The organism is Pseudomonas rustica, from assembly GCF_049959085.1.
GTDB classification, from domain to species: domain Bacteria; phylum Pseudomonadota; class Gammaproteobacteria; order Pseudomonadales; family Pseudomonadaceae; genus Aquipseudomonas; species Aquipseudomonas rustica.
This window is the reverse complement of the sequence record NZ_CP188200.1, coordinates 1,140,795-1,166,348: the sequence shown is the minus strand read 5'-3', so window position 1 is coordinate 1,166,348 and position 25,554 is coordinate 1,140,795. Positions and strand designations below refer to the sequence as shown.

The window sequence follows — 25,554 nt, the reverse complement described above, 5'->3', positions numbered from 1 at the left end:
CTCGGTATCCATACATGATCGACTATGCTTGAGCAGCGAAGGGAAACGGAAGTGGTTCAACACCCCATGGATATCAAATTCACCCAACGGCTGTCGTACAAGCAAGCCAAGCTTACTGTGCTGGTCGGGTTCATTCTGGGCACGCTGCTCAGCCTGCTGCAAATCGGCATCGATTATGCCAGTGAAGACGCTTCCATCAACCGTGAAATCCTGTCTTTGCTGGAAATCAGCCACAATCCGGCGTCTCGCATCGCTTACAACATCGACGCCGAACTGGCCCAGGAACTCACCCTCGGCCTGCTGCGTTCGCCGGCCATCATTTCCGCGCAACTGACCGATAACAACGATACGGTACTGGCCAGCGTCAAACGTCCCGAACTGCAAAGCGGCTACCGGATGATCAGCGACGCCCTGTTCGGCGCCAAACGCCAGTTCGAAGACCGCCTCTACCTCGACCACCTGCCCACCGAATCGCTAGGGGTGCTGAGCCTTGAAGTCGACACCTACGCCTTTGGCAGCCGCTTTCTGCGCCGGGCGGAAATCACCTTGCTCAACGGTTTCGCCCGCAGCCTGATTCTTACCGGCATTCTGCTGGCGTTGTTCTACGTGATGCTGACCAAGCCACTGGTGCGGGTGATTCGCGAACTCAGCAGTCGCGACCCGCGCAGCGCAGAACCGACAACTCTGGAATGCCCCGCCGGGCATGCCAATGACGAAATTGGTGTGCTGGTCAAAGTCGCCAATCAGCAATTCGAAAACATCGCCACGGAAATCCAGCAGCGCCGCAACGCGGAAAACCGCCTGACCGATTACCTCAGCCAACTGGAAACCATCGTTTCCTCGCGCACCGCTGAACTCAAAGCGATCAACACGCGGCTCAGCCAATCCAATCAGGAGCTCGAAGTCGCCCGCAGCACTGCGTTGGACATGGCCGAGGCACGCTCGGCGTTTCTGGCCAATATGAGCCATGAAATTCGCACGCCGCTCAACGGCTTGCTGGGGATGATTGCGCTATCGCTGGACGGCCCGTTGAATGCCGAACAGCAACAACAACTGGCGATCGCCCACGACTCGGGCAAAGTGCTGGTGGAGTTGCTCAACGATATTCTCGATCTGTCGAAATTCGATGCCGGGCAGCTGGAGCTCGAACACATTCCGTTCGACCTCGGTGCGCTGGTCGAGGACACCGCCAATCTGCTCTCGCAGAATGCTGCGCCGAGCGTCGAACTGACCTGCCTGATCGATCCGCACTTCCCCGCGCTGGTACTCGGCGACCCGACCCGGGTTCGGCAGATTGTCAGCAACCTGCTGTCGAACGCGCTGAAGTTCACCCGTTTCGGTCGCGTCGATGTGCGCTTGTCGGCCTATAAGGATGGCGTGCGCATCGAAGTCTGTGACACCGGGATCGGCATCGCGCAGGAAGCGCAGGTGAAAATCTTCCAGCCGTTCACTCAGGCTGGCGCTGGCATCACTCGGCAATATGGCGGTACCGGGCTGGGTCTGGCATTGACCTACAACCTGTGCGAAGCCATGCAGGGCCGTCTGACGATCAGTTCGGAGGCCGGTTTCGGCAGCCAGTTCTGTGCCGAACTGCCGCTGCCCAGCCATACCCGCGCGATCGCTCCGGCACCGCTGCACGGCAAAGTCCTCGCCATCACCGCTGGCAGCAGTGGCCTGGCAGAACTGCTGAAAAGTTTGCTGCCGGGCTGGGGCATCGAATACGACCAGTGCACGATTGATGATTCATTGCTGGGCCGCACGCCTGACGTATTGATCACCGATTGCCCGGAATGCCTGTTCGGCCTGCGCCCTACAATCAAGGCACCGATTCTCCTCGTCACGGCTTACGGCAGCTTTCTGCCCAGCGAAGAAGCCGCGGCGCTGGCGCCACTGCAGCAGCAGGCGCGACCGCTGGCTCGCAACGCGCTGTATCAGAATCTGCGCAGAACCTTGCAAGCGGACATCACCGACGTCGGTGACACACCTCTTGAGGCTGCACCCTCGCTTCGGCGCGCTCGGGTTCTGTTGGTCGAGGACAACCCGGTCAATCAACTGGTGGCCAAAGGCATGCTCGGCAAGCTTGGCTGCGAAGTGGTGGTCGCGGCTCACGGTGCCGAGGCGTTGGATCAACTGGAATTCCATGATTTCGACATGGTGCTGATGGACTGCAACATGCCGGTGATGGACGGCTACGAAGCGAGTCGGCAGATTCGCCAGAGCGGGCGCTGGCCGCAATTGCCGATCGTCGCCCTGACCGCCAACGCCATGTCCGAAGAGCGAGAACGCTGCCGCGCGGCGGGCATGAGCGACTATCTGGCCAAACCGTTTCGCCGCGAAGAACTGGCAGCGCTGCTTGATCAATGGGTGCCGGTTACGCCAAAGCCTTGATCTGCCCGAGCAAGTGATCGAGGCCGTTGCGCAATTCGTTGAGCCGATCGAGATCCACGCCGCTGTCGCACAACAACTTCGCTTTGAGCGGCCCGACCTGCTCGCGCAATGCTTGCCCGGCGGGCGTCAGGCTCAAATGCACCTCACGCTCATCGCGGGCCGAACGCTGGCGCTGCACCCATTGCATTTGCTCCAGACGCTTGAGCAACGGCGTCAGCGTCCCGGAATCCAGTGCCAGACGTTCGCCCAGCGCTTTCACCGTCGGTTGCTCCGGAGCGTTTTCCTGCCACTCCCACAACACCAGCATCACCAGATATTGCGGGTAGGTCAGGCCGAGCTGATCGAGCATCGGCTTGTAGGCGCGAATCACTGCGCGAGATGCGGCGTACAGCTTGAAACACAACTGGTTGTCGAGCTGCATCGAATCGACGGACAGGCTGTTCATTTCAGCAGCGCTTCGATCTCGCCGTTCAGATCCTGTGGTTTGGTGGTCGGGGCGAAACGCTTGACCAGTTGACCGTCCTTGCCGATCAGGAACTTAGTGAAATTCCACTTGATGCCCTGCGAACCCAGCAGACCCGGCGCGCGTTTTTTCAATTGCACGAACAGCGGGTGCGCATCGGCACCGTTGACGTCGATCTTCTTGAACAGCGGGAAACTCACGCCGAAATTCAGCTCGCAGAACTCACTGATCGCGCCTTCATTGCCCGGCTCCTGCTTGCCGAACTGATTGCACGGAAAGCCCAGCACCACCAGGCCCTGATCCTTGTAGGTCTGCCACAGTTCTTCGAGGCCTTTGTATTGCGGGGTGAAACCGCACTTGCTCGCCGTGTTGACCACCAGCACCGCTTTACCGGCGTAGTCGGCCAGGGTCTTTTGCTCACCCTTGATGGTGGTGCACGGGATATTCAGCAGGTTGTCGCTCATGGGTCGGGCTCCGCAGGAAGTGGCAAAGGGCAAACATAGCGAGCAATTAAATTGTGTGCAATTTAATTAATCGGATTACACCCCTGTAGGAGCTGCCGAAGGCTGCGATCTTTTGACGTTGTTTTTTAAAGCAAGATCAAAAGATCGCAGCCTTCGGCAACTCCTACAGGGGTTTTATCGTGAAGTTAAACGCGTGGTTCGAGGTTCAGGCACACCGAATTGATGCAATAACGCAGACCGGTCGGCGGCGGGCCGTCCGGGAACACGTGGCCCAGGTGCGCGTCGCAGCGCGCGCATTTCACTTCAGTGCGAATCATGCCGTGAGTGGTGTCACGGATTTCGGTCATCGCGCTTTCGCCGATGGGCGCGTAGAAGCTCGGCCAGCCGCAGCCGGAGTCGAATTTGGTCTTGGAATCGAACAGTGGCTCATTGCAGCACACGCAATGATAAACACCGTCGGTTTTGGTCGCATTGTACTTGCCGGAGAACGGTCGTTCGGTCGCACTGAGACGGCAAACGTTGTACTGCTCGGGGTCGAGCATCTCACGCCATTCTTCCAGGGTTTTTTCCAACTTTTCCATCATCACACCTCAGCGGCTGAAAAAGCCCGATCTGTACCTTTTCCACGGATCGAGCGGCACGTATGATTGCGCCTCATTTGATGCCAGTCTGGCAGCCGCGTTACATGCACTCAAACGGATTTTTTGCAGCGTCACGTTCCGGCACCCGTCTGGCATGCAAACGCAGGAATCCCAGTACGGTAGTTCATACAGCGTCTGGATCGTTCATTTTCGGGATCACATCGCCATGCAGTTCAGCAAATCGAACAAGCTCGCCAACGTCTGCTACGACATTCGCGGCCCGGTGCTCAAGCACGCCAAACGTCTGGAAGAGGAAGGCCAGCGCATCCTCAAGCTGAATATCGGCAACCCGGCACCGTTTGGTTTCGAGGCGCCGGACGAAATTCTTCAGGATGTGATCCGCAACCTGCCGACCGCGCAAGGCTACAGCGATTCCAAAGGCCTGTTCAGCGCGCGCAAAGCGGTGATGCAGTACTACCAGCAGAAGCAGGTTGAAGGTGTCGGCATCGAAGACATCTACCTGGGCAACGGCGTGTCCGAGCTGATCGTGATGTCGCTGCAGGCGCTGCTCAACAACGGCGACGAAGTGCTGGTGCCGGCCCCGGACTATCCACTGTGGACGGCGGCCGTGAGCCTGGCGGGTGGTAACGCCGTGCATTACCTGTGCGACGAAGGCGCCGACTGGTTCCCGGATCTGGCCGACATCAAGGCCAAGATCACCCCGAACACCAAAGCGATGGTGATCATCAACCCGAACAACCCGACCGGCGCGGTGTATTCCAAGGAAGTGTTGCTGGGCATGCTGGAAATCGCCCGCGCACACAACCTGGTGGTGTTCTCCGACGAAATCTACGACAAGATTCTGTATGACGACGCGGTGCACATCTGCACCGCTTCGCTGGCCCCGGATCTGCTGTGCCTGACCTTCAACGGTCTGTCGAAGTCCTACCGCGTGGCCGGGTTCCGCTCGGGCTGGATCGCCATCTCCGGGCCGAAACACAACGCGCAGAGCTACATAGAAGGCATCGACATGCTGGCGAACATGCGTCTGTGCGCCAACGTGCCGAGCCAGCACGCGATTCAGACCGCACTCGGCGGCTATCAGAGCATCAATGATCTGGTGCTGCCGCAAGGGCGTCTGCTGGAACAACGCAACCGTACGTGGGAATTGCTCAACGACATTCCGGGCGTGAGTTGCGTCAAGCCGATGGGCGCGCTGTACGCGTTCCCGAAAATCGATCCGAAAGTCTGCCCGATCCATAACGACGAAAAATTCGTCCTCGACCTGCTGCTCTCCGAGAAGCTGCTGGTGGTGCAAGGCACGGCGTTCAACTGGCCGTGGCCGGATCACTTCCGTGTGGTCACCCTGCCGCGCGTCGATGATCTGGAAATGGCCATCGGCCGCATCGGCAACTTCCTCAAGTCCTACCGCCAGTGATAGGCCAGCAGTGCGCAACGCCCCGAACGTTGCGCACTGTCTGATTCGGCAACACTTCTGCGCCCCACCCTTTGCGTACGCCTTCTACACTTGCGACTCGTACCGATCACGTGCGTCTGACGTAGTCGCGACGGGTCGCGGCTGTTTGTCATCCCTGTCGGTTTACGTTGTGGGAAATGAACCTTGCACCGAAGAATTCACTGTAGGACACAGTTTGAAATAGTCACTCAGTTGAATAGCCCGCTGCAGCACCTTATATACCCCGCAGTACGCTACATCTTTAGCTTGAGGAGATTTCTACAACCATGATGCGCATCCTGCTGTTTTTGGCCACTAACCTGGCGGTCGTGCTGATAGCCAGCATCACCCTGAGCCTGTTCGGCTTCAACGGGTTCATGGCGGCCAACGGGGTTGATCTCAACCTTAGTCAGCTGCTGGTTTTCTGTGCGGTCTTTGGTTTTGCCGGTTCGCTGTTCTCGCTATTCATCTCCAAGTGGATGGCGAAGATGAGCACCAGCACCCAGATCATCAGCCAGCCACGCACCCGGCATGAGCAATGGCTGCTGCAAACCGTCGAGCAATTGTCCCGCGAAGCCGGGATCAAGATGCCCGAAGTCGGTATTTTCCCGGCCTACGAGGCGAACGCCTTCGCCACCGGCTGGAACAAGAACGACGCGCTGGTCGCGGTCAGTCAGGGCCTGCTTGAGCGTTTTTCGCCCGATGAAGTGAAGGCCGTGCTGGCTCACGAAATCGGCCACGTGGCCAACGGTGACATGGTCACGCTGGCGTTGATCCAGGGCGTGGTGAACACCTTCGTGATGTTCTTTGCACGGATCATCGGCAACTTCGTCGACAAAGTGATCTTTAAAAACGAAGAAGGCCAAGGCATCGCCTACTACGTGGCGACCATTTTCGCCGAACTGGTGCTGGGCATTCTGGCCAGCTCGATCGTCATGTGGTTCTCGCGTAAACGCGAATTCCGTGCTGACGAAGCCGGTGCACGTCTGGCCGGTACCAGCGCCATGATCGGTGCCCTGCAGCGTCTGCGCGCCGAACAGGGCTTGCCGGTGCATATGCCGGACACCCTGAATGCCTTCGGCATCAACGGTGGCATCAAGCAGGGCTTCGCGCGCATGTTCATGAGCCACCCGCCGCTGGAAGAGCGTATCGACGCCCTGCGCCGTCGCGGTTAAACCCGGCGCAGCAAGCCAGTCGCAGTAACAAACAAAAAGGCCCGTATCTCACGATACGGGCCTTTTTTTGTCCGGGTTTTGCGATCAGCCAGCGATGGCGCGATCCACCGAGAGTTTGCCGGCGCCTTCGATCAGTACTGCGAGGCTGCCACCGAGCAGGGCCAGGGCAAATTCGTAACCGTTGTTGGCCATGAACAAACCGTTGCTGATGTGTACGGTGAAGATCGCCACCAGCGACAGGAAGGTCAAACCCAGCGCCGCCGGACGAACCAGCAAACCGATGATCAGCGCCAGACCGGCGAAGAACTCGGTACCACCCGCCAGCGTCGCCATCAGGTAACCCGGGTGCAGACCGATGCTGTCCATGTATTGCGCAGTGCCGGACAAGCCATAACCACCGAACAGTCCAAACAGCTTTTGCGAACCGTGAGCCGCGAAGATCACACCGACAGCGATGCGCAGGATGGTCAGACCGTAACCGGCGCGGGTGAACAGGACTTTGTTGATCAGTGAGCTCATGGAAGCATTCCTTGTTTTGCGAGAAGTGTGTGTTGGTTGGCCGCTATATTAATCAGTTAATTTCATGATAAAAGCGCAATTATTCCGCCATAACAATCAAATTATTAGATCATTTGCGTGAGGCTACTTTTTGTCCTCCGGGCTCCAACGACTCCCGCTCCCGGTCGAACGCCAAGTAATACTTGTTCACGCTATTAACATAGCTGACCGGCCCCATTCCCACCTGCTCCATGGCAATGCGCTCGACCTGGAAGAACCATTGATTGGGGTTCAAGCCACGCCGCCGCGCTTCGGCGCGCATGCCTTGCACCCGCTCCGGGCCGATGTTGTAAGCCGCGAGCGTAAAGGCCATGCGCTCGCGCTCGTTGAGCTTGGGACTGTTGAAGAACTTGCGCCGGATCATCGCGAGGTACTTGGCCCCGGCCTGCACGTTGGCATCAAGATTCTGAATATTGTCGACGCCGACGCGTTGCGCGGCGGACGGGGTGATCTGCATCAGCCCGGTTGGGCCACTGCCGCTGCGGGCATTGGGTTGCAGCGCGGACTCCTTGAACGCCAGCGCCGCCAGGTTCAGCCAATCCATTTTTTGCGCGTCAGCGTGTTTTTGCAGGGTCGGGCGCAGTTTTTCCAGACGCTGGCGGTCAGCCTTGGCCAATGGATAGTGAACTTGATAGAGGCGACGGTAAATGCGCAGAAACGCCGCATCTTCGTTGGACGGTTTTTTGTAACCGATCAAAAAGCGATCAATGCTTGCCCGCAACATCGAGGCATCGCGGCGGACGAACCAGTACTCTTCGCCAGGCTCGCTGATCATCAACTGCCGATCAAAACGCAATTTCGGCAGGATCTTGCCCCAACGCTCGGCGATGGGTTGCTCGACGATGGTCAGGTGGAAAATCCCGCCCTGCACCATTTCCAGCACATCTTCGACCGCCAGTGTCGGGTCGACCCATTCGATCTTGATCGGCGCCAGTTTGTGCAGCGCCAGTTTCTGATTCAGCTGGCTGACAGCCTCCCCCGCTGCGCTGCCGGTCGGCAAGGCGAGGGTTTTACCGGAGAGCTGTTCAACCTTGGTGTAGCGTCGCTCGCCCTTGATGCCGACCAGGATCAGCGGCACGTTGCTGGCGATCGGTTCGCTGCTGGCCACCGCGTGACCCGGTTGCAGGTCGAGCAATTCTCCCGGCGCCACCAGATCACCTTCGCCACGCTGTAAGGCGCCGAGCAATTGATCCTTGGATTTGGGAATGATCTTGAGGGTGATTTCCTGACCGTCACGGGCGTGACCGTTGAGGTATTGCTCGAAGGCGCGCAAGCGATGGTATTCGACGCCGATCGCCTGGCCCTGGACTTCACCGGAGCTGTTGCGGCTCTGATTGACCAGCACCCGCAACACGCGACTGCTGCGGATCTCCGAGAGATCGCGCACCTTGGCGGCCGGCACGGCTTGCAGCGGCCCGGGCAGGCGCGCAACCGCCGTCATCGGCAGCAGCAGCGATCCACACAACAGCAACAAAACCGAGGGACGAACCATCCACTCTCCGGAAAGAATACGGGGCAATTTCACCGCTGAACGGTCGAAATCACCGACGAAAACAGAGCGCCTGGAGCGCTGGCAAGGTGCGAGAGACTGGCACAGCGTTGGCATTGCTGCCAATCAGACGGGTCTCGCGGCATCAAAAGACAGCTTTAACTCGTTGTAGTTCTTGGCTTTTCTTATGAATCTACAGCTCTGGTATGCTTTCCGGCCTTCGGCCCGAGGTAGCAACCATGCAACTCATCGATATCGGCGTCAACCTGACCAACCCAAGTTTCGCCGACAAACACCAGGCCGTACTCGACCGCGCCTACGCCGCCGGGGTCTGCCAACTGGTGCTGACCGGCACCAGCGTCGAGGGTAGCGAACAGGCGCTGGAGCTGTGTCAGCAACTGGATGAGAGCGGTCAACGGCTGTTCGCCACCGCCGGCATTCACCCACATTCGGCCAGTGACTGGAGCGCTGATAGCGCAGGGCGTTTGCGCAGTTTGCTGAAGGAATCGAACGTGGTCGCGGTGGGCGAATGCGGGCTGGATTTCAATCGCGATTTCTCGCCGCGCCCGCAGCAGGAGAAGGTGTTGGAAGAGCATCTGGCGCTGGCCGTTGAGCTGCAGTTGCCGGTGTTCCTGCATGAGCGCGATGCCAGTCAGCGACTACTGGAGATACTGAAAGGCTTCCGCGATCAGTTGCCTGCTGCGGTGGTGCATTGCTTTACCGGTGAGCAAAAAGCGCTGTTCAGTTATCTCGACATGGATCTGCACATCGGCATTACCGGCTGGATCTGCGACGAGCGTCGGGGCACGCATCTGCATCCGCTGGTAAAAGAAATCAAACGCGGACGGCTGATGCTGGAAAGCGATGCGCCTTATTTGTTGCCGCGTACGTTGCGACCGAAACCGAAGAACGGGCGTAATGAACCGGCGTATCTGACGGAGGTGTTGCGCGAGGTTGCTCTGCATCGCGGGGAAACCGAGGAAGACCTGGCTGCGCACACCACCGCGTGCGCCCGCGCATTCTTCAATCTCCCAACGTTGGTGTAAGCCGCAAAAGATCGCAGCCTTCGGCAGCTCCTACAGGGTGTACACCTTCCCAATGTAGGAGCTGCCGCAGGCTGCGATCTTTTAATCTTTTGACCCACATCAAATCCAGAACCCTCCGTAGCGGCACAATACTGGCACCTTGCCAATGCTGTTTCCGCTATCAGAGAAGACCTCCATGGGTGCCTGGCTTAGCAATATCTCGCTGAAATACAAATTCTGGGCGGTCAACGCGGTCGCCTTCGTCACCACTTTGTTGTTGGTGTTGTACGCCGTACACCTCGAACAGCAGGCGCGCAGTCATGCGTCAAAGGCCTCCGCGCAGGCCCAGGCGCAGTTGCTCAAGGCCTGGCCGGTCGGTCAAGCGCTGCCCAAAGCCGATCAAGTGCTGACGTTCAAACGCGGTGAAGCGCCGCGCCTCAACGATCAACCGTTATTGGAAATCGCCGACAGCAACGGCTGGATCGAGATCAACCCGATGCCATTGTTCGGCAAAAACCCGTTGATGGGCGCCGAGGTGTTCAGCCGTGCCGACGGTCAACGCGTCGCCGTGATCGCTTATGGCCCGAGCCTGACGCAGGTATTCGATGAGCGTTTTGCCAACTTCGCCGTGGCCGTCTTGATCCTGATGCTGGCCATGCTCGGCGCTTCACAACTGTTGATCCGCTTCCTGCTCAGCCAACTCAACACCCTGAAAGACGTAATGCTGCACGTCGAGAAAAGCGGCGACCTCTCGGCCCGCGTGCCATTGGCCTGCACAGATGAAGTCGGGCAGATGGCCAGTGCGTTCAACGCGATGCAGGCGGGTTATCAGCGTGTGGTCACCACCGTCGCCAACACCGCGCGGCAATTGGATGTCGGCGCGGCGCGTCTGGCGGCGAGCATGGACGAAGTGCGTCATGGCATGCTCGGCCAGCAGAGTGAAACCGATCAAGCGGCCACGGCGATCAATGAAATGACCGCCACGGTCTATCACATCGCCCAGCACGCGGGCGCCACCCGCGATTTGTCGCAGACCGCTGACGGTCTGGCCGGCAGTGGTCAGCAAGTGGTCGCGCGCGTGCAGCATTCGATCGCCGGTCTGTCCAGCGGCGTACAGCAGACTGCCGAGATGATTCAACGCTTGGCTGAGGACAGTCAGAAGATCAACGGTGTGGTCAGCGTGATTCACAGCATCGCCGAGCAGACCAATTTGCTTGCTCTCAATGCTGCCATCGAGGCCGCGCGTGCGGGGGAAATGGGCCGTGGTTTTGCGGTGGTCGCCGATGAAGTGCGCCACCTCGCGAAACGTGTGCAGGCTTCGACTGATGAGATCACCACGATGGTGTCGGCGCTGCAGGCCGGCACGCGCGATGCGGTGGATTTCATGCAAGAGAGTTCGTATAAGGCAGACGATTGTGTGCAGCAGGCGCAGGAAGCTGGCGCGGCGCTGGCCGAGATCACCGGCGCAGTGGCGCAGATGCGCGAGAGCAATACGCAGATTGCCGTGGCGGCTGAGCAGCAGAGTCAGGTTGCCGAGGAGATGAACCGGGCGGTGGTGAGCATTCGCGATGTGACCGAGAACACCGTGCAGCAGACGGTGGATTCGGCGACGACCAGTAATGAGTTGGCGACGTTGGCTGGAGAGTTGAGCAAGGCGATTGGGCAGTTGAAACTCTGAGGATCAAAAGATCGCAGCCTTCGGCAGCTCCTACAGGTGTACACCTTTCAATGTAGGAGCTGCCGAAGGCTGCGATCTTTTTTGTCCATCATGCCTATGAAGCCAATAGCCAACCTCGATTCGCCGCCCTTCCCGGCCCGGCCTATTCTTCATCCATGTGTTCAACATGGATCGAGGAGTAGCCACATCATGGGCAAACGACACCCCAACCTTCCCGCGTGGCAATGGCGCGCGTACCCGGGAAATCATCAGCACCCGACCAATCTGGTGTTGCACCTGATTGCCGTGCCGCTGTTCATCGTGGCGTTTTTGTTGATCGTCTCTGGCGTGTTCAGCCTGAGCCTGGCCAGTGTCGCCATCGGTGTGATTGGCATCGTCGCGGCGCTGGGCTTGCAGCGCCACGGTCACCGCTTGGAGGCGCAAGCCTCCGAGCCATTCAGTGATCGCAAAGACGCGATTTCACGTTTGCTGGTCGAGCAGTTTCTGACTTTTCCACGGTTCTTTCTCAGCGGCGGCTGGTGGCGCGCCTGGCGGGAGCGTCACCGTCGGCATTAAGTCAGGCGAAGATCGTGACGGTCTGCCGACTCATGGCAATCAACTCGCCCTCCGCGCTCCACAGTTTCGCGGCGGCATGCCCGTAGCCGTCGGCGGCGTACTCGGTTTCCACACGGTACTTGCACCAGTCCAGCGTGCTCAACTCGCGTAACGGCTGAACGAATTCGATGGTCCAGGTCAGCGTGCTGCCCATGGCCGGTTTCTTCAGATGCGGCAACAGCGACGGCGGCCACGCATCCACCAGCGCAAGAATGTGCGCCTCGGTCACTGGCTCTTCCTTCACGTCGCCACGCAAACGTACCCAACCGCCCATGTCCCGCGAAGAATTACCGGTAAACGGCAAACCGCCGATCGTCCAGCGCATCGCCAGGTGACGCATGAATTCTGGCAGCACGCCTTTGATATAGGGCAGTTCCTGACATTCGTCCCAGTGCTTCATGTCCGGCGCAGGCTCAGCGGCAATCGCCACTTCCGAAGAACGCGAGGCACCAAAACTGCCTTGCACCAGCGTGACCACCTGACCGTTCTGCATCGCCCGGCCCAGCACCTGGCTGACGGCTTTGCCTTCACGCAGCACATCCACTTCAAAACTCACCGGGACTTCCGGCTCGACCGGGCCGACGAAGGTGATCGCCAGCGAACGCACCGGGCGATCCGCCGGCACTTTCGCGCGCATGGCTTCGTATTGCAGCGCGGCGACGAGGCCACCAAAACTGGCGCGGCCCTGAGCCCATTCGGCGGGGATCGACAGTTCCGGCTGGCGGCGCACCGCATCGAGCAGATCACAAAAGCGCATGGCAACCTCAAAAACGAAAATGAATGCAGGGATCTTAACCACAGCCGGAGAGCACCGCAGCGTCTATTCCGGTCAAATGCGCTGACAGATCAGACACCATTCCCTGTAGGAGCTGCCGCAGGCTGCGATCTTTTGATTTTGAAAAATCAAGATCAAAAGATCGCAGCCTGCGGCAGCTCCTACAGGGGGTGATGCGGTGTGTTCAGGATTTGAAGCAGGTGCTGCTGAGTTTTTCGAGCACACGATCGGCCTTGGCCTCGGCTTGGATCAAACCCGCCTGCCATGTGGCGACACACGGTTGCAGATCGGTTTCCAGTTCGGCTTTCGCCAGCCACTGCCAGCAATCGTGCCAATCGCCCAGAGCCCCTTGCGCAGACTTCAAGCGTGGCAGCGCCGCTTCCGGCAGACGATCCAGTTCTGGATACGCCTCGATGCCATAACGCACACGCTTGATCAACAGACGCAGACGATGGCGATCATGCGCCGGATCATGCAGCGCCTGATCGAGATTCTTCCATTGTTTGCCGAGGCGTTTTTCGATGCGTTTAGCCAGACCTTTGAGCAAGCCCTGACGCTGAGACGCACGAATAAACCGTGGAAAAGCGTCGAGAATCATCAGCAGCGAAGCCACCTCTGCACTTGCCGCCAGTGCCGGGTAAGCCTCCGCCATCTGCGCCATGCGCCGCTGCGCCGCTAGCGGTTGATCGTGTTCCAGCAAGTAAGCCGCGAGCACTTCACGATCGCGCCACGGCGTGGTCAATTGGCCGACGGCCGAGGCCGCGTCTTCCAGTTGCTCAACCCCGGGCAAGCCGCGCAATGGCCGCAACAAGCTGCGCAAGCGGCGCACCGTAGTGCGCAGATCGTGCAGCGCCTCAGGATCAGTACGCGCCGTCAGCCGCGCCTGGCAACTGAGCAATCGCACTTCAATGCTCAGGATATGAGCCACCAACCGATCAACCAACGCAGACATCACTTGCTCCTTCAGAACGTCTTGGGGAGGAGTCTGGCGCTTCGTCAGCGCAGCATCCTTGCTTCAGGTCAGCCGCTTAACGGCCGGCGCGAGATTCGCGAATGTAGAAACGCGCCTTCTCGGCCTTGCTCGCGCAACCTTCGAAACCTTCGAATTGCTGCTGGGTTTTGGCCGCTGTCAGCAACGACAACGCTTTGGAATAACTGACGGTGCCGGCAAAGCCTTCGGCCTTGGCCAGATCCAGCTCATGCCACGCCGTGTCGAGCTGGCTGCCGCAACTGTCGCGGTACGCAGTCTTGCCGGCGCAACCGGCCAATGCCAGGGCGATCAAGGGCACACAGATCCAGGCTTTCATCACTTACACCTCAAAAATAGGTCAACAGTCGTGCAGGTAAGACGGTTCGGCGGCGAAAAAGTGCCTTGTGCGGCCGTGATTCTGCGGTGGCGAAAAGGATAGCCCCGCGCGGCCATGAAGTATCGAAAAAACGACGCGACTGCGCCGCTGAGCGACCTCGGCGATTGAGCCGCTTGCCCGATGGGTGCATTGTGCAACCTTGTCGGGAGGAAGCTGGATGAAAAAGCGTGTCGCGCTGGTACTGGGCTCCGGTGGCGCCCGGGGCTATGCCCATATCGGAGTCATTGAAGAAATCGAAAAACGCGGTTACGAAATCGCCTGCATTGCCGGTTGTTCGATGGGCGCGGTGGTTGGCGGTATCTACGCCGCCGGCAAACTCGATGAATACCGCAACTGGATCGAAAGCCTCGACTATCTCGACGTGCTGCGCCTGGTCGATGTCAGCTTCCGCCTCGGCGCAATTCGCGGTGAAAAAGTTTTCGGGCAGATCCGCAAAATCGTCGGCGAGATCAATATCGAAGACCTGCGCATCCCCTACACCGCCGTCGCCGCCGACCTCACCAATCAACAGGAAATCTGGTTTCAGGAAGGCTGTCTGCACCAGGCCATGCGCGCTTCGGCGGCGATTCCCAGCCTGTTCACGCCCGTGATGCAAGGCAATCGCATGCTGGTCGATGGCGGCATTCTCAACCCGCTGCCGATCGTGCCGGTGGTGTCCAGCCACTGTGATTTGATCATCGCGGTCAATCTCAACTCGACCAACCAGCGGCATTACAAACTGCCGGTGATCCAGCGTCCGCCGGCGTTTCGCTCACGTTTCGACAGTCTGATCAGTTCGTTGGGCTCGAAGATGCCGTTTCGCCGCACCCAGGCTGAACAGTTGTTGAAGCTGGAACAGGAAGCGTTGCGTGCTGAGGCAGCGGATATCAATCCGTGGTTGGAGGGTGTGCAACCCGAGAATCAGCAACCGGCCGCCGCGCCTGAGCGTGAAGGCGCACCGAAATCGGCGACGGGTTCGTTCATCATCGATAACGTCGGGCCGGCGTCATTGCTGGATCTGATCAACCAGAGTTTCGAGGTGATGCAGACCTCGCTGGCGCAGTACAAGATTGCCGGGTATCCACCGGATATCCTGATCAACGTGCCGAAGCGGGTTTGCCGGTTTTTCGAGTTTTACAAAGCGCCGGAATTGATCGCGCTGGGGCGGGAGATTGCGCGGGATACGATGGATCGGTATGAGAGTGAGCAACAGCAGTAAAGATCAAAAGATCGCAGCCTTCGGCAGCTCCTACAGGAGGACGCATTGCAATGTAGGAGCTGCCGAAGGCTGCGATCTTTTAGCTATCCCACAAACTCCATAAGCCGATACCCAACCCCCGCCTCCGTCACAATAAACCGCGGCCGCGTTGGATCATCCGCCAGTTTCTGCCGCAAATGCCCCACCACTATCCGCAGATAATGACTGTCCTCGGTGTGCGTCGGCCCCCAGATATCCTTGAGCAATTGCTGCTGGGTGATCACCCTTCCCGGATGCCGCGCCAGTTGCGCCAGCACCGCGTATTCCTTGCGAGTCAGCGCCACTTCAACGCCGTCGAGCAGCACCCGCCGATAGGCCAGATCCACGGTCAGCGGGCCAAAACTCAACGCCGCTTGTTGCGCCTCCCCCGCCGGCGCCTGGCGCAACAACGCCCGTACCCGTGCAAGAAATTCCTGAATGCCGAAAGGCTTGGTCACGTAGTCGTTGGCGCCGCCATCCAGTGCCTCGACTTTCTGCCCTTCGCTTGCACGCACCGACAGCACCAGCACCGGCGCCGTGGCCCATTCGCGAAACTCACGGAGCACTTGCTGGCCGTCCATGTCCGGCAGGCCGAGGTCGAGCACCAGCAAGTCCGGTTTATTCAGCGCCGCTTGCGCCAGGCCCTCGGCGCCGGTGCCAGCCTCGAGCACTTTGTAGCCTTGTGAGGCGAGGCTGATGCGCAGGAATTTACGGATCTGCGGTTCGTCGTCGATGACCAAAATGGTCGCGGTCTGGCTCATGAATTCACATCAACAGAAAAGATGGGCAAGAGAGTAGCGCAGTCGGCATCAGGCTTCATTGTCCATCCCCGGTTGCGCCTGCAACGGCAAGTGCAGAGTGATGCAGGTGCCGCGCCCTTCGATGCCGTCAGCGACGGTGATGCGTCCGCCATGTGCACCGACCATGCCCTGACAGATTGCCAGCCCAAGACCGGTGCCCTGCCCGCCGCGATCACCGCGTGCGGCGGTGTAGAACATATCGAAAATCTTCGCGCGCTCGTCTTCGGGAATCCCCGGGCCTTCGTCACTGACCGAGAAGAAAATCTCGCTGTCATCGGCGCCGGCGCGTAATTCCAGACGACCGTGATTTGGCGAAAAACGTGCGGCGTTTTCCATCACGTTGACCAGCGCCTGTTCGATCAGCGCTGCATGCACGAACAGCAACGGCAACTCCGCCGGCACCTCGGTGCTGACCTGCAACGGCGCCAACACCGCGCGTAGACGATTGAGCGAACTGCCGACGATATCCGCCGGCGACACCCAGTCCCGCGCCAGTTTCAACGCGCCGTGGCCGAGGCGGGTCATGTCGAGCAGATTCTGGATATAGCGGTCAAGGCGTTCGGCTTCATCACGAGTGCCTTCAAGCAGCTCGCGGCGATCCTCCAACGGGATTGCTTCGCCGAGCGCCAACAGACTGTCGATGCTGCCGCGCATGGCGGTCAACGGCGTGCGCAAATCGTGCGAAACCGAGGCCAGCAGCGCACTGCGCAATTGCTCGGTTTCGCCATGCAGGCGTGCGGCTTCGAGATCGTCGGCCAGTTGCGCGCGGGCCAGTGCCTGCGCCAGCGGCTGGCTCAATGCTGTCAGCAGACGTCGGCGCTGACCGCTCAAGGTCTGGCCTTCTTTGGCGCAAACACCGAGCAGCGCCAGCGGCCCATCCTCGACCGACAACGGCCACCACCACCAACGCCCGAATGGCAACGTGCCGGTGCCCATGCCCGCCGGTTGATCGTGTTGCCAGGCCCAATCGGCGGCGGCGCGTTCGGATTCAGTGAATTGCAGCGGCCCGCCGGTCTCGACTTTCCAGCCGCCCTGGTCGTCACGATTGAGCAGGCACAGTTGCAGATCGCTCCAGCCGTTGAGGTGTTGCGCGGCGGCGCTGACCACGGCCTGGCGATCAGTTGCGGCAGTGAGTTTGCGCGACAGATCGAGCAGTTCGGTGGTCTCTTCCTGGGTGTCGCGCAACGCCTGCAATTGTCGACGCTGACGCGCCGCAAGGTTGCCGGTGAGCGCCGCCATCAAGAGGAAAAACAACAGAGTCAGCACGTCTTCTTCGCGCTGGATGCTGAAGGAAAAATTCGGCGGAATGAATAAAAAATCGTAGGTCAGAAACGACAGCGCCGCACAGGCCAGCGCCGGGCCGAGGCTGCTGCGCACTGCCACCAGCAACACCGCCGCGAGGAACACCAGCGAGATGTTCGGCAGGGGCAATACACTCGACACCGCCCACGCCAGGGCACTGGCCAACAGCGTGGCGACCAGTGCCAGCGCGTAATCGAACCACACCAGCGTCAGCGGGTTGCGCTGACGCGGTTGATGCTGTTGGTGATCGCTGTCGAGGACGTTGATTTCCAGACCGTGGGACTGGCGCAGTAAGCGCGCTGCGAGACCGCCACCGAACAGTCGACGACGCAAACGCGGTCGCGACTGGCCGACCAGCACCAGACTCGCGCGACGTTCGGCGGCATGCTGGATCAGGGTTTTCGCCACCTCACCGGCGCGCAACAAAACTACTTCACCGCCGAGACGTTCGGCCAACTGCTGAGCGCTTTGCAGGCGCAGCCGCGATTGCTCGTCGCGCACGCTGCCGTTGTCGACGTGCACCAGACTCCACGGCAAATGCCGACGCTGCGCGACACGGCTGGCGTGGCGCACAAGGCGTTCGGCCTGCGCGTCGCCATCGACTCCGACCAACAATCTGCCACGCACCGCCGGCGCGGCTTGACCGAGTTGGCGATAACCTTGCGCAAGATCGTTATCGACTTGCGCGGCGGCGGTTTGCATCGCCAGTTCGCGCAATGCAGTGAGGTTGGTCTGGGTGAAAAACGCATCGATCGCCGCACGCGCCTGCTCCGGCACGTAGACCTTGCCTTCGCGCAGACGCTCAAGCAATTCGCGCGGCGGCAGGTCGATCAGCAGCAGTTCGTAGGCTTCTTGCAGCACCCAGTCCGGCAGGGTTTCGCGCACCTGCACACCAGTGATGCCGCGTACCTGATCGTTAAGACTTTCGAGGTGCTGGACGTTGACCGTGGTGAACACGTCGATGCCGGCGGCGAGCAGTTCCTGAATGTCTTGCCAGCGTTTGTCGTGGCGACTGCCGGGCGCGTTGCTGTGGGCCAGCTCATCGACCAGCACCAGTTTCGGTTTGGCCGCGAGGATGCCGTCGAGATCCATTTCTTCGAGCATCACGCCACGGTATTCCGAGCGCAGCAGCGGTTGCTGCGGCAAGCCGCCAAGGAGCGCTTCGGTTTCGGCACGGCCATGGGTTTCGACGACGCCGGCGAGGACTTTTACGCCCTGACGGAGTTGCGTGTGCGCGGCCTGAAGCATGGCGTAGGTTTTGCCGACGCCGGGGGCGGCGCCGAGGAAAACCTTGAGCCGGCCACGGCCATCGCGGGGCAGGTCTGCTAACAGTGCGTCGGCGCGGCCGGAGTCGCTCATGCTTGATGCTCTCTCTTCCTGATGATCGTTCCCACGCTCTGCGTGGGAATGCAGCCCGGGACGCTCTGCGTCCCACCAAAGCGGACGCGGAGCGTCCATTGATGCATTCCCACGCAGAGCGTGGGAACGATCATCTCTACAGTTTTTCCAGTGCCATGTTCAGCTCCAGCACATTGACCACCGGCGGCCCCACCAGCGGCTGTTCGATGTGCGCATCGAGCAGTTGCTGCACGGTCGCGACCGGCAGGTTGCGCGCTGCCGCGACTCGCGCCAGTTGATAGGCAATTGCCGCCGGTGGCAAGTGCGGATCGAGGCCGCTGCCGGAGGTGGTCAACAGCGCCAACGGCACCGGGCCCTGGCCTGGCACCTGCAATTTGTTGGCGTCGTCGATCACCCGCGTGGCGAGTGCCGGGTTGCTCGGCGCGAGGTTGCTGGCGCTGCTGGACACGGTGGCGAAAGCGCCGGCGGAAGGACGTGGATGGAACCAGGCATCGCCGACGAAATCCTGAGCGATCAGGGACGAGCCGCGGACTTTGCCGGTGGCATCGTGGACGAGGCTGCCGTTGGCTTGCTCGGGGAAAGCGACCTGGGCGATGCCAGTGACCACCAGCGGGTAAGCGACGCCGGTGACCAGGGTCATCAGCACCAGCAGGCTGAGGGCGGGACGTATCATTGTGGACATTTCAAAATCCTCGAATTCGTTGGGCAGATTTTTTGTGGGGTGTCAGGGGGATCGTTTCCCCCTCACCCCAGCCCTCTCCCCCAAGGGGGCGAGGGGAAAGGGAGCCGATCTCTATGCTTTTCAAAACCTGAGTTCGACTCGATAGCTCAGGTCGGTGCAGCTCTCACAAACCACTCGGTCAGTCCCCTCTCCCCCCGGGAGAGGGCTAGGGTGAGGGAGCCGATCTATGTGCTTCTCAAAACCTGCGTTCAGCTCGGTATCTCAAGTCGGTGCAGCTCTCACAAACACCTCGGTCAGTCCCCTCTCCCTCCGGGAGAGGGCTAGGGTGAGGGGCTCTTCCAGCCTCAAACCAAATGCAACGCCGTGAGCAGCATGTCGATCGCCTTGATCCCCACAAACGGCACCAGAATCCCGCCCAATCCATAGATCAACAGATTGCGCCGCAACAACGCCGCTGCACTCGCTGCCTGCACGCGCACACCGCGCAATGCCAGCGGAATCAGCACAACAATAATCAGCGCGTTGAAGACGATGGCCGAGAGAATCGCGCTCTGCGGGCTGGTCAACTGCATGATGTTCAGCACCCCCAGTTGCGGATAAATCGAGGCAAACAGCGCTGGCAGAATGGCGAAGTATTTGGCCACGTCGTTGGCGATGGAAAAGGTCGTCAGCGCACCACGGGTCACCAGCAATTCCTTGCCGATCTGCACCACGTCGAGCAGCTTGGTTGGGTCGCTGTCGAGATCGACCATGTTCGCCGCTTCACGCGCCGCTTGTGTGCCGTCGTTCATCGCCATACCAACGTCAGCCTGGGCCAGCGCCGGAGCATCGTTGGCGCCGTCACCGCACATCGCAACCAGACGACCGTCGTTTTGCTCGTGACGAATACGCGCGAGTTTTTTCTCCGGCGTGGCCTCAGCGAGAACGTCATCGACACCTGCTTCAGCAGCAATCGCCGCAGCGGTCAACGGGTTGTCGCCGGTGACCATCACCGTGCGAATCCCGAGTTTGCGCAGTTCGGCAAAACGCTCGCGAATCCCCGGTTTGACCACGTCCTTGAGGTGGATCGCGCCGAGCAATTTACCGTCCGCGCAAACCAGCAACGGCGTGCCACCGCTCTGCGCGATCTTGTCGATTTCCCGCGCCAGCGCCGGGGCCAGATCCGCGCGTTTCTGACCGAGGAAACTCAGCAGCGAATCCACTGCGCCTTTGCGATACACACGGCCCTGATAGTCGACGCCGGATAAACGCGTCTCGGCGCTGAACGGCACGGCAGTCAGGGTTTCCGGCGCCGGTTCAGCTTGCGGATGCAGACCGCGCAGGTACTCAACGATCGACTTGCCTTCAGCGGTTTCGTCGGCCAGGGAAGCAAACAACGCGCCCTCGGCCAACTCACGACCATTCACACCCGGCGCGGCATACACCGCGCTGCAGCGACGGTTACCGAAAGTGATGGTGCCGGTCTTGTCGAGCAGCAGCACGTGCACGTCGCCCGCCGCTTCTACCGCACGGCCAGACTTGGCGATCACATTGAGCCGCACCAGACGATCCATCCCGGCAATACCGATGGCCGACAGCAGACCGCCAATGGTGGTCGGAATCAGTGTGACCAGCAGCGCCACCAGAAACACCAGCGGCAAGCTGCCGTTAGCGAAATGGGCGAACGGTTGCAGCGTCACCACGACCAGCAAGAAGATCAACGTCAGGCCGATCAGCAGAATATCCAGCGCCACTTCGTTCGGGGTTTTCTGGCGTTTGGCGCCTTCGACCAACGCGATCATGCGATCGAGGGTCGACTCGCCCGGGTTGACGGTGATCTTCACCAGCAACCAGTCGGACACCAGCCGCGTGTTGCCGGTGACGGCCGAACGGTCGCCGCCGGACTCGCGAATCACTGGCGCGGATTCACCGGTGATCGCCGCTTCGTTGACCGCCGCGATGCCTTCGATGACTTCGCCGTCACCGGGGATCATTTCCCCGGCTTCGACGCGCACCACATCGCCCTTGCGCAGACTTGCCGCAGGCACGACCTGAAAGCTGCCATTGGCCTGTTTGCGCCGCGCACTGAGGCCTTCGCTGCCGGCCTTGAGACTGTCGGCGCGGGCCTTGCCGCGACCTTCGGCCAAGGCCTCGGCGAAGTTGGCGAACAGCACGGTGAACCACAGCCACAGAGCGATTTGTGCGGCGACGAAGGTCGGCACGTCGGCATCCGGGAGGAAGCACAGCACGGTGGTGAAAATCGCGGTCAGTTCGACCACCAGCATCACCGGCGAACGCTTCAATTGCCGAGGGTCGAGCTTGACGAAAGCTTGCACCAGCGCCGGCCGCCACAGGGCCGAGATCGCGGTTTTCGCTTGTTCCGGCGCCTTGACGGCAGCGGGTTTGATTGCGGGCATATTCATCATTCAGTCCTCAGAAGCCCATGCTCAGGTGTTCGGCGATTGGGCCGAGCGCCAGGGTTGGCAGGAAGGTCAGGCCGCCCACCAGCAAAATGGTCACGGTCAACAGGGTCACGAACAGCGGGCCGTGGGTCGGGAAGCTGTTCTGGCCGATCGGTGCGGTTTTCTTCATCGCCAGACTGCCGGCCAAGGCCAGCACCGGAAGGATGTAACCGAAGCGACCGATCAACATGCCCAGACCCAACATCAAGTTGTGGAACGGCGTGTTCGCGCTCAGGCCACCAAATGCCGAACCGTTGTTGGCACTCGCCGAGGTGTAGGCGTAGAGCAACTGGCTGAAACCGTGCGGGCCGGGGTTGCTGATGGTCGCCGCAGCACTGGGCACCGCTGCGGCAATCGCACCGAGCACAAGCACGCCGACCGGCATCACCAGCAAGGTCACCACCAGCAATTGCACTTCACGCGCCTGGAGTTTTTTGCCGAGGTATTCCGGGGTACGACCAATCATCAAACCGGCGAGGAACACTGCGATCAGCACGTTGAGCAACATGCCGTAGAGCCCGGCACCGACGCCACCGAAGATCACTTCACCGACCATCATGTTGACCAGCGCGACCATGCCGCTGAGCGGATTGAGGCTGTCGTGCATGCCGTTGACCGAACCGTTCGACGCGGCCGTGGTGGTCACCGACCACAGCACGGTGGCGGTGGTGCCGAAACGTGCTTCCTTGCCTTCCAGCGGCGCGGTCTGTTCGACGGCGGCGTTGTTGAGGGTCGGGTTCGGTTGGTACTCGGCCCACAACGAGGTCGCGCCGCCGATCAGGAACAGCGCCAGCATGCAGGCGATGATCGCGCGGCTCTGACGCAGGTCTTTGACGTAATGACCGAAGGTGAACACCAGCGCCACCGGGATCAGAATGATTGAGGTGACTTCGAACAGGTTGCTCCACGCGGTCGGGTTCTCGAACGGGTGCGCCGAGTTGACGCCGAAGAAGCCGCCACCGTTGGTGCCCAGTTGTTTGATCGCAATCTGGCTGGCCGCAGGGCCGAGCGGGATCACTTGATCAACGCCCTGCATCGTCACCGCATTCACGTACTGCGCGAAGGTTTGCGGCACGCCCTGCCAGACCAGATACAGCGCCAGCAGCAGGCACAGCGGCAGCAGGCCGTAGAGGGTGGCGCGGGTCATGTCGACCCAGAAATTGCCGAGGGTTTTCGTCGATTTGCGACCGATGCCACGGCACAGCGCGACCAGTACGGCGAGGCCGGTGGCGGCGCTGACGAAGTTCTGCACGGTGAGGCCGACCATCTGGCTCAGGTAGCTGAGGGTCGCTTCGCCGCTGTAGGACTGCCAGTTGGTGTTGGTCATGAAACTGATCGCGGTGTTGAACGCCTGCGTCCATTCCTGGCCCGGCAGGTTCTGCGGATTCAGCGGCAAGTGATCCTGGAACAACAGAATCGCGAACAGCAACAGGAAACCGGCAAGGTTGAACGCGAGCAGCGCCAGGGTGTACTTCTGCCAGCTCTGTTCAGCCTCGGGATCGACACCGGCTATGCGATAGCAACCGCGCTCGACCGGGCCAAAAACCGGCGTCAGCCAGGTGCGCTGACCTTCCATCACTTTGTAGTAGAAGCGCCCGAGGAACGGCGCCGGCAGCAGGACCAACGCAAAAAAACCGAGGATCAGCCAATAGTCATAACTGTGCATAGCCGCTCCTAGTTCCGATCCGCGCGCAACAGCGCAACCAACAGATAAATGAACAGCCCCACTGCCAGTAGCAGTGACACCCCGTCCAGAACGCTCATGGAAGATCTCCGTGTTACGGCGTATTGCCGCGTGTGGGGTGATTGTCGGAAAGGAGGCTGTAAAGGAACGAGACCGAGGGGGTTGGCTGGGCATAAAGAAAGCGTAAAGAGTGGGTTTATGCGGGCGTTACATCTGGGTTTTGCGCTGTCTGGGCCGGCCTCTTCGCGAGCAGGCTCGCTCCCACAAATTGAAATGCGCTCGCCCTAACAATGCATTCTCCTGTGGGAGCGAGCCTGCTCGCGAAGACGGCATAACCGCCAACATCGCACTCAACTGGCGCACAAAATGCAGCTATCCCACTGCAACCATCCCCGATACGACCCCATTCAACTTATTACGACTTGTTTCACCGCAATGGCACGCCCGCTGCACACGCCCTCCCCCGAGCTTTCCAAACCGTTCAGGGAGCAAACGCATGAACACACAACTCAAACCCACGCTGGGCACGTTGCACCTGTGGGGCATCGCCGTCGGCCTGGTGATTTCCGGGGAATATTTCGGCTGGAGTTACGGCTGGGGCGTCGCTGGCACGCTGGGTTTTCTGGTGACTTCGTTCATGGTCGCGACCATGTACACCTGCTTTATCTTCAGCTTCACCGAACTGACCACCGCGATTCCCCATGCTGGCGGGCCGTTTGCCTACAGCCGTCGAGCCTTCGGTGAGAAAGGTGGGCTGATCGCAGGGTTGGCGACGCTGATCGAATTCGTCTTCGCGCCACCGGCGATTGCGCTGGCCATCGGCGCTTATTTGAATGTGCAGTTTCCGGCACTTGATCCGAAACACGCAGCGGTCGGCGCGTATATCGTCTTTATGGGCTTGAACATCCTCGGAGTGAAACTGGCGGCGACGTTCGAACTGATCGTCTGCGTATTGGCTGTTGCCGAGTTGCTGGTGTTCATGGGCGTGGTCGCGCCGGCCTTCAGCTTCAGCAATTTCGCTCTGAATGGCTGGGCCGGTTCCGATGTATTCGGTGCGCCAGCGATTGCCGGCATGTTCGCGGCGATTCCGTTTGCGATCTGGTTTTTCCTCGCCATCGAAGGCGCGGCGATGGCCGCCGAAGAAGCCAAGGATCCGAAACGCACGATTCCCAAGGCCTATATCAGCGGCATTTTGACTTTGGTTTTATTGGCGATGGGCGTGATGTTCTTTGCCGGCGGCGTCGGTGACTGGCGCACCTTGGCCAACATCAACGATCCACTGCCGCAAGCCATGAAAACCGTGGTCGGCGACAATTCGGGCTGGCTGCACATGCTGGTCTGGATTGGCTTGTTCGGGCTGGTGGCGAGTTTCCACGGGATCATCCTCGGCTACTCGCGGCAGTTCTTCGCCCTCGCCCGCGCCGGTTACCTGCCCGCTTCGCTGGCAAAACTCTCGCGCTTCCAGACACCGCACCGCGCGATCATTGTCGGCGGCATCATTGGCATCGCGGCGATCTACAGCGACGGCCTGATCAATCTCGGCGGCATGACCCTCACCGCCGCGATGATCACCATGGCGGTGTTCGGCGCGATCGTCATGTACATCATGAGCATGCTCAGCCTGTTCAAACTGCGCAAATCGGAGCCAAACCTGGAGCGCACTTTCCGCGCGCCGTGCTATCCGCTGATCCCGATGATCGCGCTGGTTTTGGCAGTGGTGTGCCTGGTGGCGATGGCGTGGTTCAACGCGTTGATCGGGCTGATTTTCCTCGGCTTCATGGCCGTGGGCTTCGGCTACTTCCTGCTCACCGGCCAGTTGCGCGCCAATGCGCCGGCCGACGCCATGCTCACGGGCCAATAAGTCCCATGTAGGAGCTGCGGCACGCTGCGATCTTTTGCCTTTGCTTGTTAAAAACAAAAGATCAACAGATCGCAGCCTTCGGCAGCTCCTACAGGGAATTAAGGTGCTGCGGGGATATCGGGCCTAGAATGGAACCACTGCGAAGTCGCTTCGCTCAAAAGTGGTAAGCAGCGTCGCACGGCGAAATCCTCGTCGA

The 25,554-nt window shown here is 60.2% G+C and carries 22 protein-coding genes; 8 read left to right on the top strand and 14 right to left on the bottom strand.

The window, feature by feature from the left end:
- The first annotated feature begins 66 nt into the window (after nt 1-66).
- The gene (locus tag ACP3TY_RS05515) at nt 67-2,388 is read left to right on the top strand and encodes a hybrid sensor histidine kinase/response regulator (RefSeq protein ID WP_159811569.1); all 2,322 of its coding nucleotides are present in this window, start codon (nt 67-69) and stop codon (nt 2,386-2,388) included.
- Here the strand turns inward: ACP3TY_RS05515 and ACP3TY_RS05510 are convergent.
- The 3 genes from ACP3TY_RS05510 to msrB all read right to left on the bottom strand — a co-directional run bounded on the left by ACP3TY_RS05510 (nt 2,372) and on the right by msrB (nt 3,896).
- On the bottom strand, nt 2,372-2,833 hold the full coding sequence (locus ACP3TY_RS05510) for a MarR family winged helix-turn-helix transcriptional regulator (protein ID WP_426619391.1): 462 nt from the start codon (nt 2,831-2,833) through the stop codon (nt 2,372-2,374). The two genes, ACP3TY_RS05515 and ACP3TY_RS05510, sit on opposite strands and share 17 nt — an antisense overlap.
- Complete coding sequence (locus ACP3TY_RS05505) at nt 2,830-3,315, bottom strand: glutathione peroxidase (RefSeq protein WP_053122369.1); 486 nt, start codon at nt 3,313-3,315, stop codon at nt 2,830-2,832. Before ACP3TY_RS05505 ends, ACP3TY_RS05510 begins: the two co-directional genes overlap by 4 nt.
- A 185-nt stretch (nt 3,316-3,500) precedes the next feature.
- Entirely contained in the window at nt 3,501-3,896 is a 396-nt protein-coding gene (msrB, locus tag ACP3TY_RS05500) for a peptide-methionine (R)-S-oxide reductase MsrB (RefSeq protein ID WP_212549033.1), read from the bottom strand.
- A gap of 226 nt (nt 3,897-4,122) precedes the next feature.
- Between msrB and ACP3TY_RS05495 the strand changes: the two genes are divergently transcribed.
- Nucleotides 4,123-5,334, top strand: a complete 1,212-nt coding sequence (locus ACP3TY_RS05495) for a pyridoxal phosphate-dependent aminotransferase (RefSeq protein ID WP_016770856.1) — start codon at nt 4,123-4,125, stop codon at nt 5,332-5,334.
- A gap of 305 nt (nt 5,335-5,639) precedes the next feature.
- Nucleotides 5,640-6,527: a protease HtpX gene (gene htpX / locus ACP3TY_RS05490; protein WP_053122372.1), complete on the top strand. Its 888-nt coding sequence runs from the start codon at nt 5,640-5,642 to the stop codon at nt 6,525-6,527.
- Between the two features lie 84 nt (nt 6,528-6,611).
- Here the strand turns inward: htpX and ACP3TY_RS05485 are convergent, their stop codons facing one another.
- Both ACP3TY_RS05485 and ACP3TY_RS05480 read right to left on the bottom strand, forming a co-directional pair.
- A complete protein-coding gene (locus ACP3TY_RS05485) occupies nt 6,612-7,046 on the bottom strand; it encodes a DoxX family protein (RefSeq protein ID WP_053122374.1) in 435 nt (144 codons plus the stop codon).
- A gap of 109 nt (nt 7,047-7,155) precedes the next feature.
- Nucleotides 7,156-8,577 (bottom strand): transglycosylase SLT domain-containing protein, encoded by a 1,422-nt coding sequence (locus tag ACP3TY_RS05480; protein ID WP_400648868.1) that lies wholly within the window; start codon nt 8,575-8,577, stop codon nt 7,156-7,158.
- Between the two features lie 236 nt (nt 8,578-8,813).
- Between ACP3TY_RS05480 and ACP3TY_RS05475 the strand changes: the two genes are divergently transcribed.
- From ACP3TY_RS05475 to ACP3TY_RS05465, 3 genes are all read left to right on the top strand, one after another.
- Entirely contained in the window at nt 8,814-9,620 is an 807-nt protein-coding gene (locus ACP3TY_RS05475) for a TatD family hydrolase (protein ID WP_426619390.1), read from the top strand.
- A 175-nt stretch (nt 9,621-9,795) separates the two neighbouring features.
- The gene (locus ACP3TY_RS05470) at nt 9,796-11,277 is read left to right on the top strand and encodes a methyl-accepting chemotaxis protein (protein WP_400751762.1); all 1,482 of its coding nucleotides are present in this window, start codon (nt 9,796-9,798) and stop codon (nt 11,275-11,277) included.
- Nucleotides 11,278-11,466: 189 nt separating this feature from the next.
- A complete protein-coding gene (locus ACP3TY_RS05465; RefSeq protein WP_053122382.1) occupies nt 11,467-11,832 on the top strand; it encodes an Mpo1-like protein in 366 nt (121 codons plus the stop codon).
- Between the two features lies 1 nt (nt 11,833).
- Here the strand turns inward: ACP3TY_RS05465 and ACP3TY_RS05460 are convergent, their stop codons facing one another.
- The 3 genes from ACP3TY_RS05460 to ACP3TY_RS05450 form a co-directional block, all read right to left on the bottom strand.
- Nucleotides 11,834-12,628 (bottom strand): acyl-CoA thioesterase, encoded by a 795-nt coding sequence (locus ACP3TY_RS05460; RefSeq protein ID WP_426619389.1) that lies wholly within the window; start codon nt 12,626-12,628, stop codon nt 11,834-11,836.
- 202 nt (nt 12,629-12,830) lie between these two features.
- Nucleotides 12,831-13,598, bottom strand: a complete 768-nt coding sequence (locus tag ACP3TY_RS05455) for a CHAD domain-containing protein (RefSeq protein WP_212549026.1) — start codon at nt 13,596-13,598, stop codon at nt 12,831-12,833.
- A gap of 76 nt (nt 13,599-13,674) precedes the next feature.
- On the bottom strand, nt 13,675-13,953 hold the full coding sequence (locus ACP3TY_RS05450; protein WP_053122404.1) for a hypothetical protein: 279 nt from the start codon (nt 13,951-13,953) through the stop codon (nt 13,675-13,677).
- A 217-nt stretch (nt 13,954-14,170) separates the two neighbouring features.
- Here ACP3TY_RS05450 and ACP3TY_RS05445 point away from each other — a divergent pair, with 217 nt between their 5' ends.
- A complete protein-coding gene (locus ACP3TY_RS05445; RefSeq protein WP_426619388.1) occupies nt 14,171-15,211 on the top strand; it encodes a patatin-like phospholipase family protein in 1,041 nt (346 codons plus the stop codon).
- Nucleotides 15,212-15,294: 83 nt separating this feature from the next.
- Here ACP3TY_RS05445 and ACP3TY_RS05440 read toward each other — a convergent pair whose 3' ends face one another.
- The 6 genes from ACP3TY_RS05440 to kdpF form a co-directional block, all read right to left on the bottom strand.
- The gene (locus ACP3TY_RS05440) at nt 15,295-15,990 is read right to left on the bottom strand and encodes a response regulator (RefSeq protein ID WP_053122408.1); all 696 of its coding nucleotides are present in this window, start codon (nt 15,988-15,990) and stop codon (nt 15,295-15,297) included.
- 48 nt (nt 15,991-16,038) lie between these two features.
- A complete protein-coding gene (locus ACP3TY_RS05435) occupies nt 16,039-18,690 on the bottom strand; it encodes a DUF4118 domain-containing protein (RefSeq protein WP_426619387.1) in 2,652 nt (883 codons plus the stop codon).
- A gap of 136 nt (nt 18,691-18,826) precedes the next feature.
- Nucleotides 18,827-19,372, bottom strand: a complete 546-nt coding sequence (kdpC, locus tag ACP3TY_RS05430) for a potassium-transporting ATPase subunit KdpC (RefSeq protein ID WP_159811560.1) — start codon at nt 19,370-19,372, stop codon at nt 18,827-18,829.
- A 344-nt stretch (nt 19,373-19,716) separates the two neighbouring features.
- A complete protein-coding gene (kdpB, locus tag ACP3TY_RS05425) occupies nt 19,717-21,774 on the bottom strand; it encodes a potassium-transporting ATPase subunit KdpB (RefSeq protein ID WP_426619386.1) in 2,058 nt (685 codons plus the stop codon).
- Between the two features lie 10 nt (nt 21,775-21,784).
- The gene (kdpA, locus tag ACP3TY_RS05420) at nt 21,785-23,479 is read right to left on the bottom strand and encodes a potassium-transporting ATPase subunit KdpA (RefSeq protein WP_426619385.1); all 1,695 of its coding nucleotides are present in this window, start codon (nt 23,477-23,479) and stop codon (nt 21,785-21,787) included.
- An 8-nt stretch (nt 23,480-23,487) separates the two neighbouring features.
- Nucleotides 23,488-23,577 carry a K(+)-transporting ATPase subunit F gene (gene kdpF, locus ACP3TY_RS05415; protein ID WP_007899818.1) on the bottom strand — a complete coding sequence of 30 codons (90 nt, stop codon included), beginning with the start codon at nt 23,575-23,577 and terminating at the stop codon, nt 23,488-23,490.
- A 416-nt stretch (nt 23,578-23,993) separates the two neighbouring features.
- Here kdpF and eat point away from each other — a divergent pair, with 416 nt between their 5' ends.
- The gene (gene eat / locus ACP3TY_RS05410; RefSeq protein ID WP_053122419.1) at nt 23,994-25,358 is read left to right on the top strand and encodes an ethanolamine permease; all 1,365 of its coding nucleotides are present in this window, start codon (nt 23,994-23,996) and stop codon (nt 25,356-25,358) included.
- Nucleotides 25,359-25,554: the final 196 nt, after the last annotated feature.

Coding starts and splice junctions, on each gene's coding strand:
- ACP3TY_RS05510 (WP_426619391.1), bottom strand. CDS start 2,833: ATGAACAGCCTGTCCGTCGATTCGATGCAGCTCGACAACCAGTTGTGT.
- ACP3TY_RS05465 (WP_053122382.1), top strand. CDS start 11,467: ATGGGCAAACGACACCCCAACCTTCCCGCGTGGCAATGGCGCGCGTAC.
- eat (WP_053122419.1), top strand. CDS start 23,994: ATGAACACACAACTCAAACCCACGCTGGGCACGTTGCACCTGTGGGGC.
- kdpF (WP_007899818.1), bottom strand. CDS start 23,577: ATGAGCGTTCTGGACGGGGTGTCACTGCTACTGGCAGTGGGGCTGTTC.
- ACP3TY_RS05445 (WP_426619388.1), top strand. CDS start 14,171: ATGAAAAAGCGTGTCGCGCTGGTACTGGGCTCCGGTGGCGCCCGGGGC.
- ACP3TY_RS05440 (WP_053122408.1), bottom strand. CDS start 15,990: ATGAGCCAGACCGCGACCATTTTGGTCATCGACGACGAACCGCAGATC.
- ACP3TY_RS05435 (WP_426619387.1), bottom strand. CDS start 18,690: ATGAGCGACTCCGGCCGCGCCGACGCACTGTTAGCAGACCTGCCCCGC.
- ACP3TY_RS05450 (WP_053122404.1), bottom strand. CDS start 13,953: ATGAAAGCCTGGATCTGTGTGCCCTTGATCGCCCTGGCATTGGCCGGT.
- ACP3TY_RS05515 (WP_159811569.1), top strand. CDS start 67: ATGGATATCAAATTCACCCAACGGCTGTCGTACAAGCAAGCCAAGCTT.
- ACP3TY_RS05455 (WP_212549026.1), bottom strand. CDS start 13,598: ATGTCTGCGTTGGTTGATCGGTTGGTGGCTCATATCCTGAGCATTGAA.
- kdpC (WP_159811560.1), bottom strand. CDS start 19,372: ATGTCCACAATGATACGTCCCGCCCTCAGCCTGCTGGTGCTGATGACC.
- ACP3TY_RS05505 (WP_053122369.1), bottom strand. CDS start 3,315: ATGAGCGACAACCTGCTGAATATCCCGTGCACCACCATCAAGGGTGAG.
- ACP3TY_RS05475 (WP_426619390.1), top strand. CDS start 8,814: ATGCAACTCATCGATATCGGCGTCAACCTGACCAACCCAAGTTTCGCC.
- kdpA (WP_426619385.1), bottom strand. CDS start 23,479: ATGCACAGTTATGACTATTGGCTGATCCTCGGTTTTTTTGCGTTGGTC.
- ACP3TY_RS05485 (WP_053122374.1), bottom strand. CDS start 7,046: ATGAGCTCACTGATCAACAAAGTCCTGTTCACCCGCGCCGGTTACGGT.
- ACP3TY_RS05470 (WP_400751762.1), top strand. CDS start 9,796: ATGGGTGCCTGGCTTAGCAATATCTCGCTGAAATACAAATTCTGGGCG.
- htpX (WP_053122372.1), top strand. CDS start 5,640: ATGATGCGCATCCTGCTGTTTTTGGCCACTAACCTGGCGGTCGTGCTG.
- ACP3TY_RS05460 (WP_426619389.1), bottom strand. CDS start 12,628: ATGCGCTTTTGTGATCTGCTCGATGCGGTGCGCCGCCAGCCGGAACTG.
- ACP3TY_RS05480 (WP_400648868.1), bottom strand. CDS start 8,577: ATGGTTCGTCCCTCGGTTTTGTTGCTGTTGTGTGGATCGCTGCTGCTG.
- kdpB (WP_426619386.1), bottom strand. CDS start 21,774: ATGAATATGCCCGCAATCAAACCCGCTGCCGTCAAGGCGCCGGAACAA.
- ACP3TY_RS05495 (WP_016770856.1), top strand. CDS start 4,123: ATGCAGTTCAGCAAATCGAACAAGCTCGCCAACGTCTGCTACGACATT.
- msrB (WP_212549033.1), bottom strand. CDS start 3,896: ATGGAAAAGTTGGAAAAAACCCTGGAAGAATGGCGTGAGATGCTCGAC.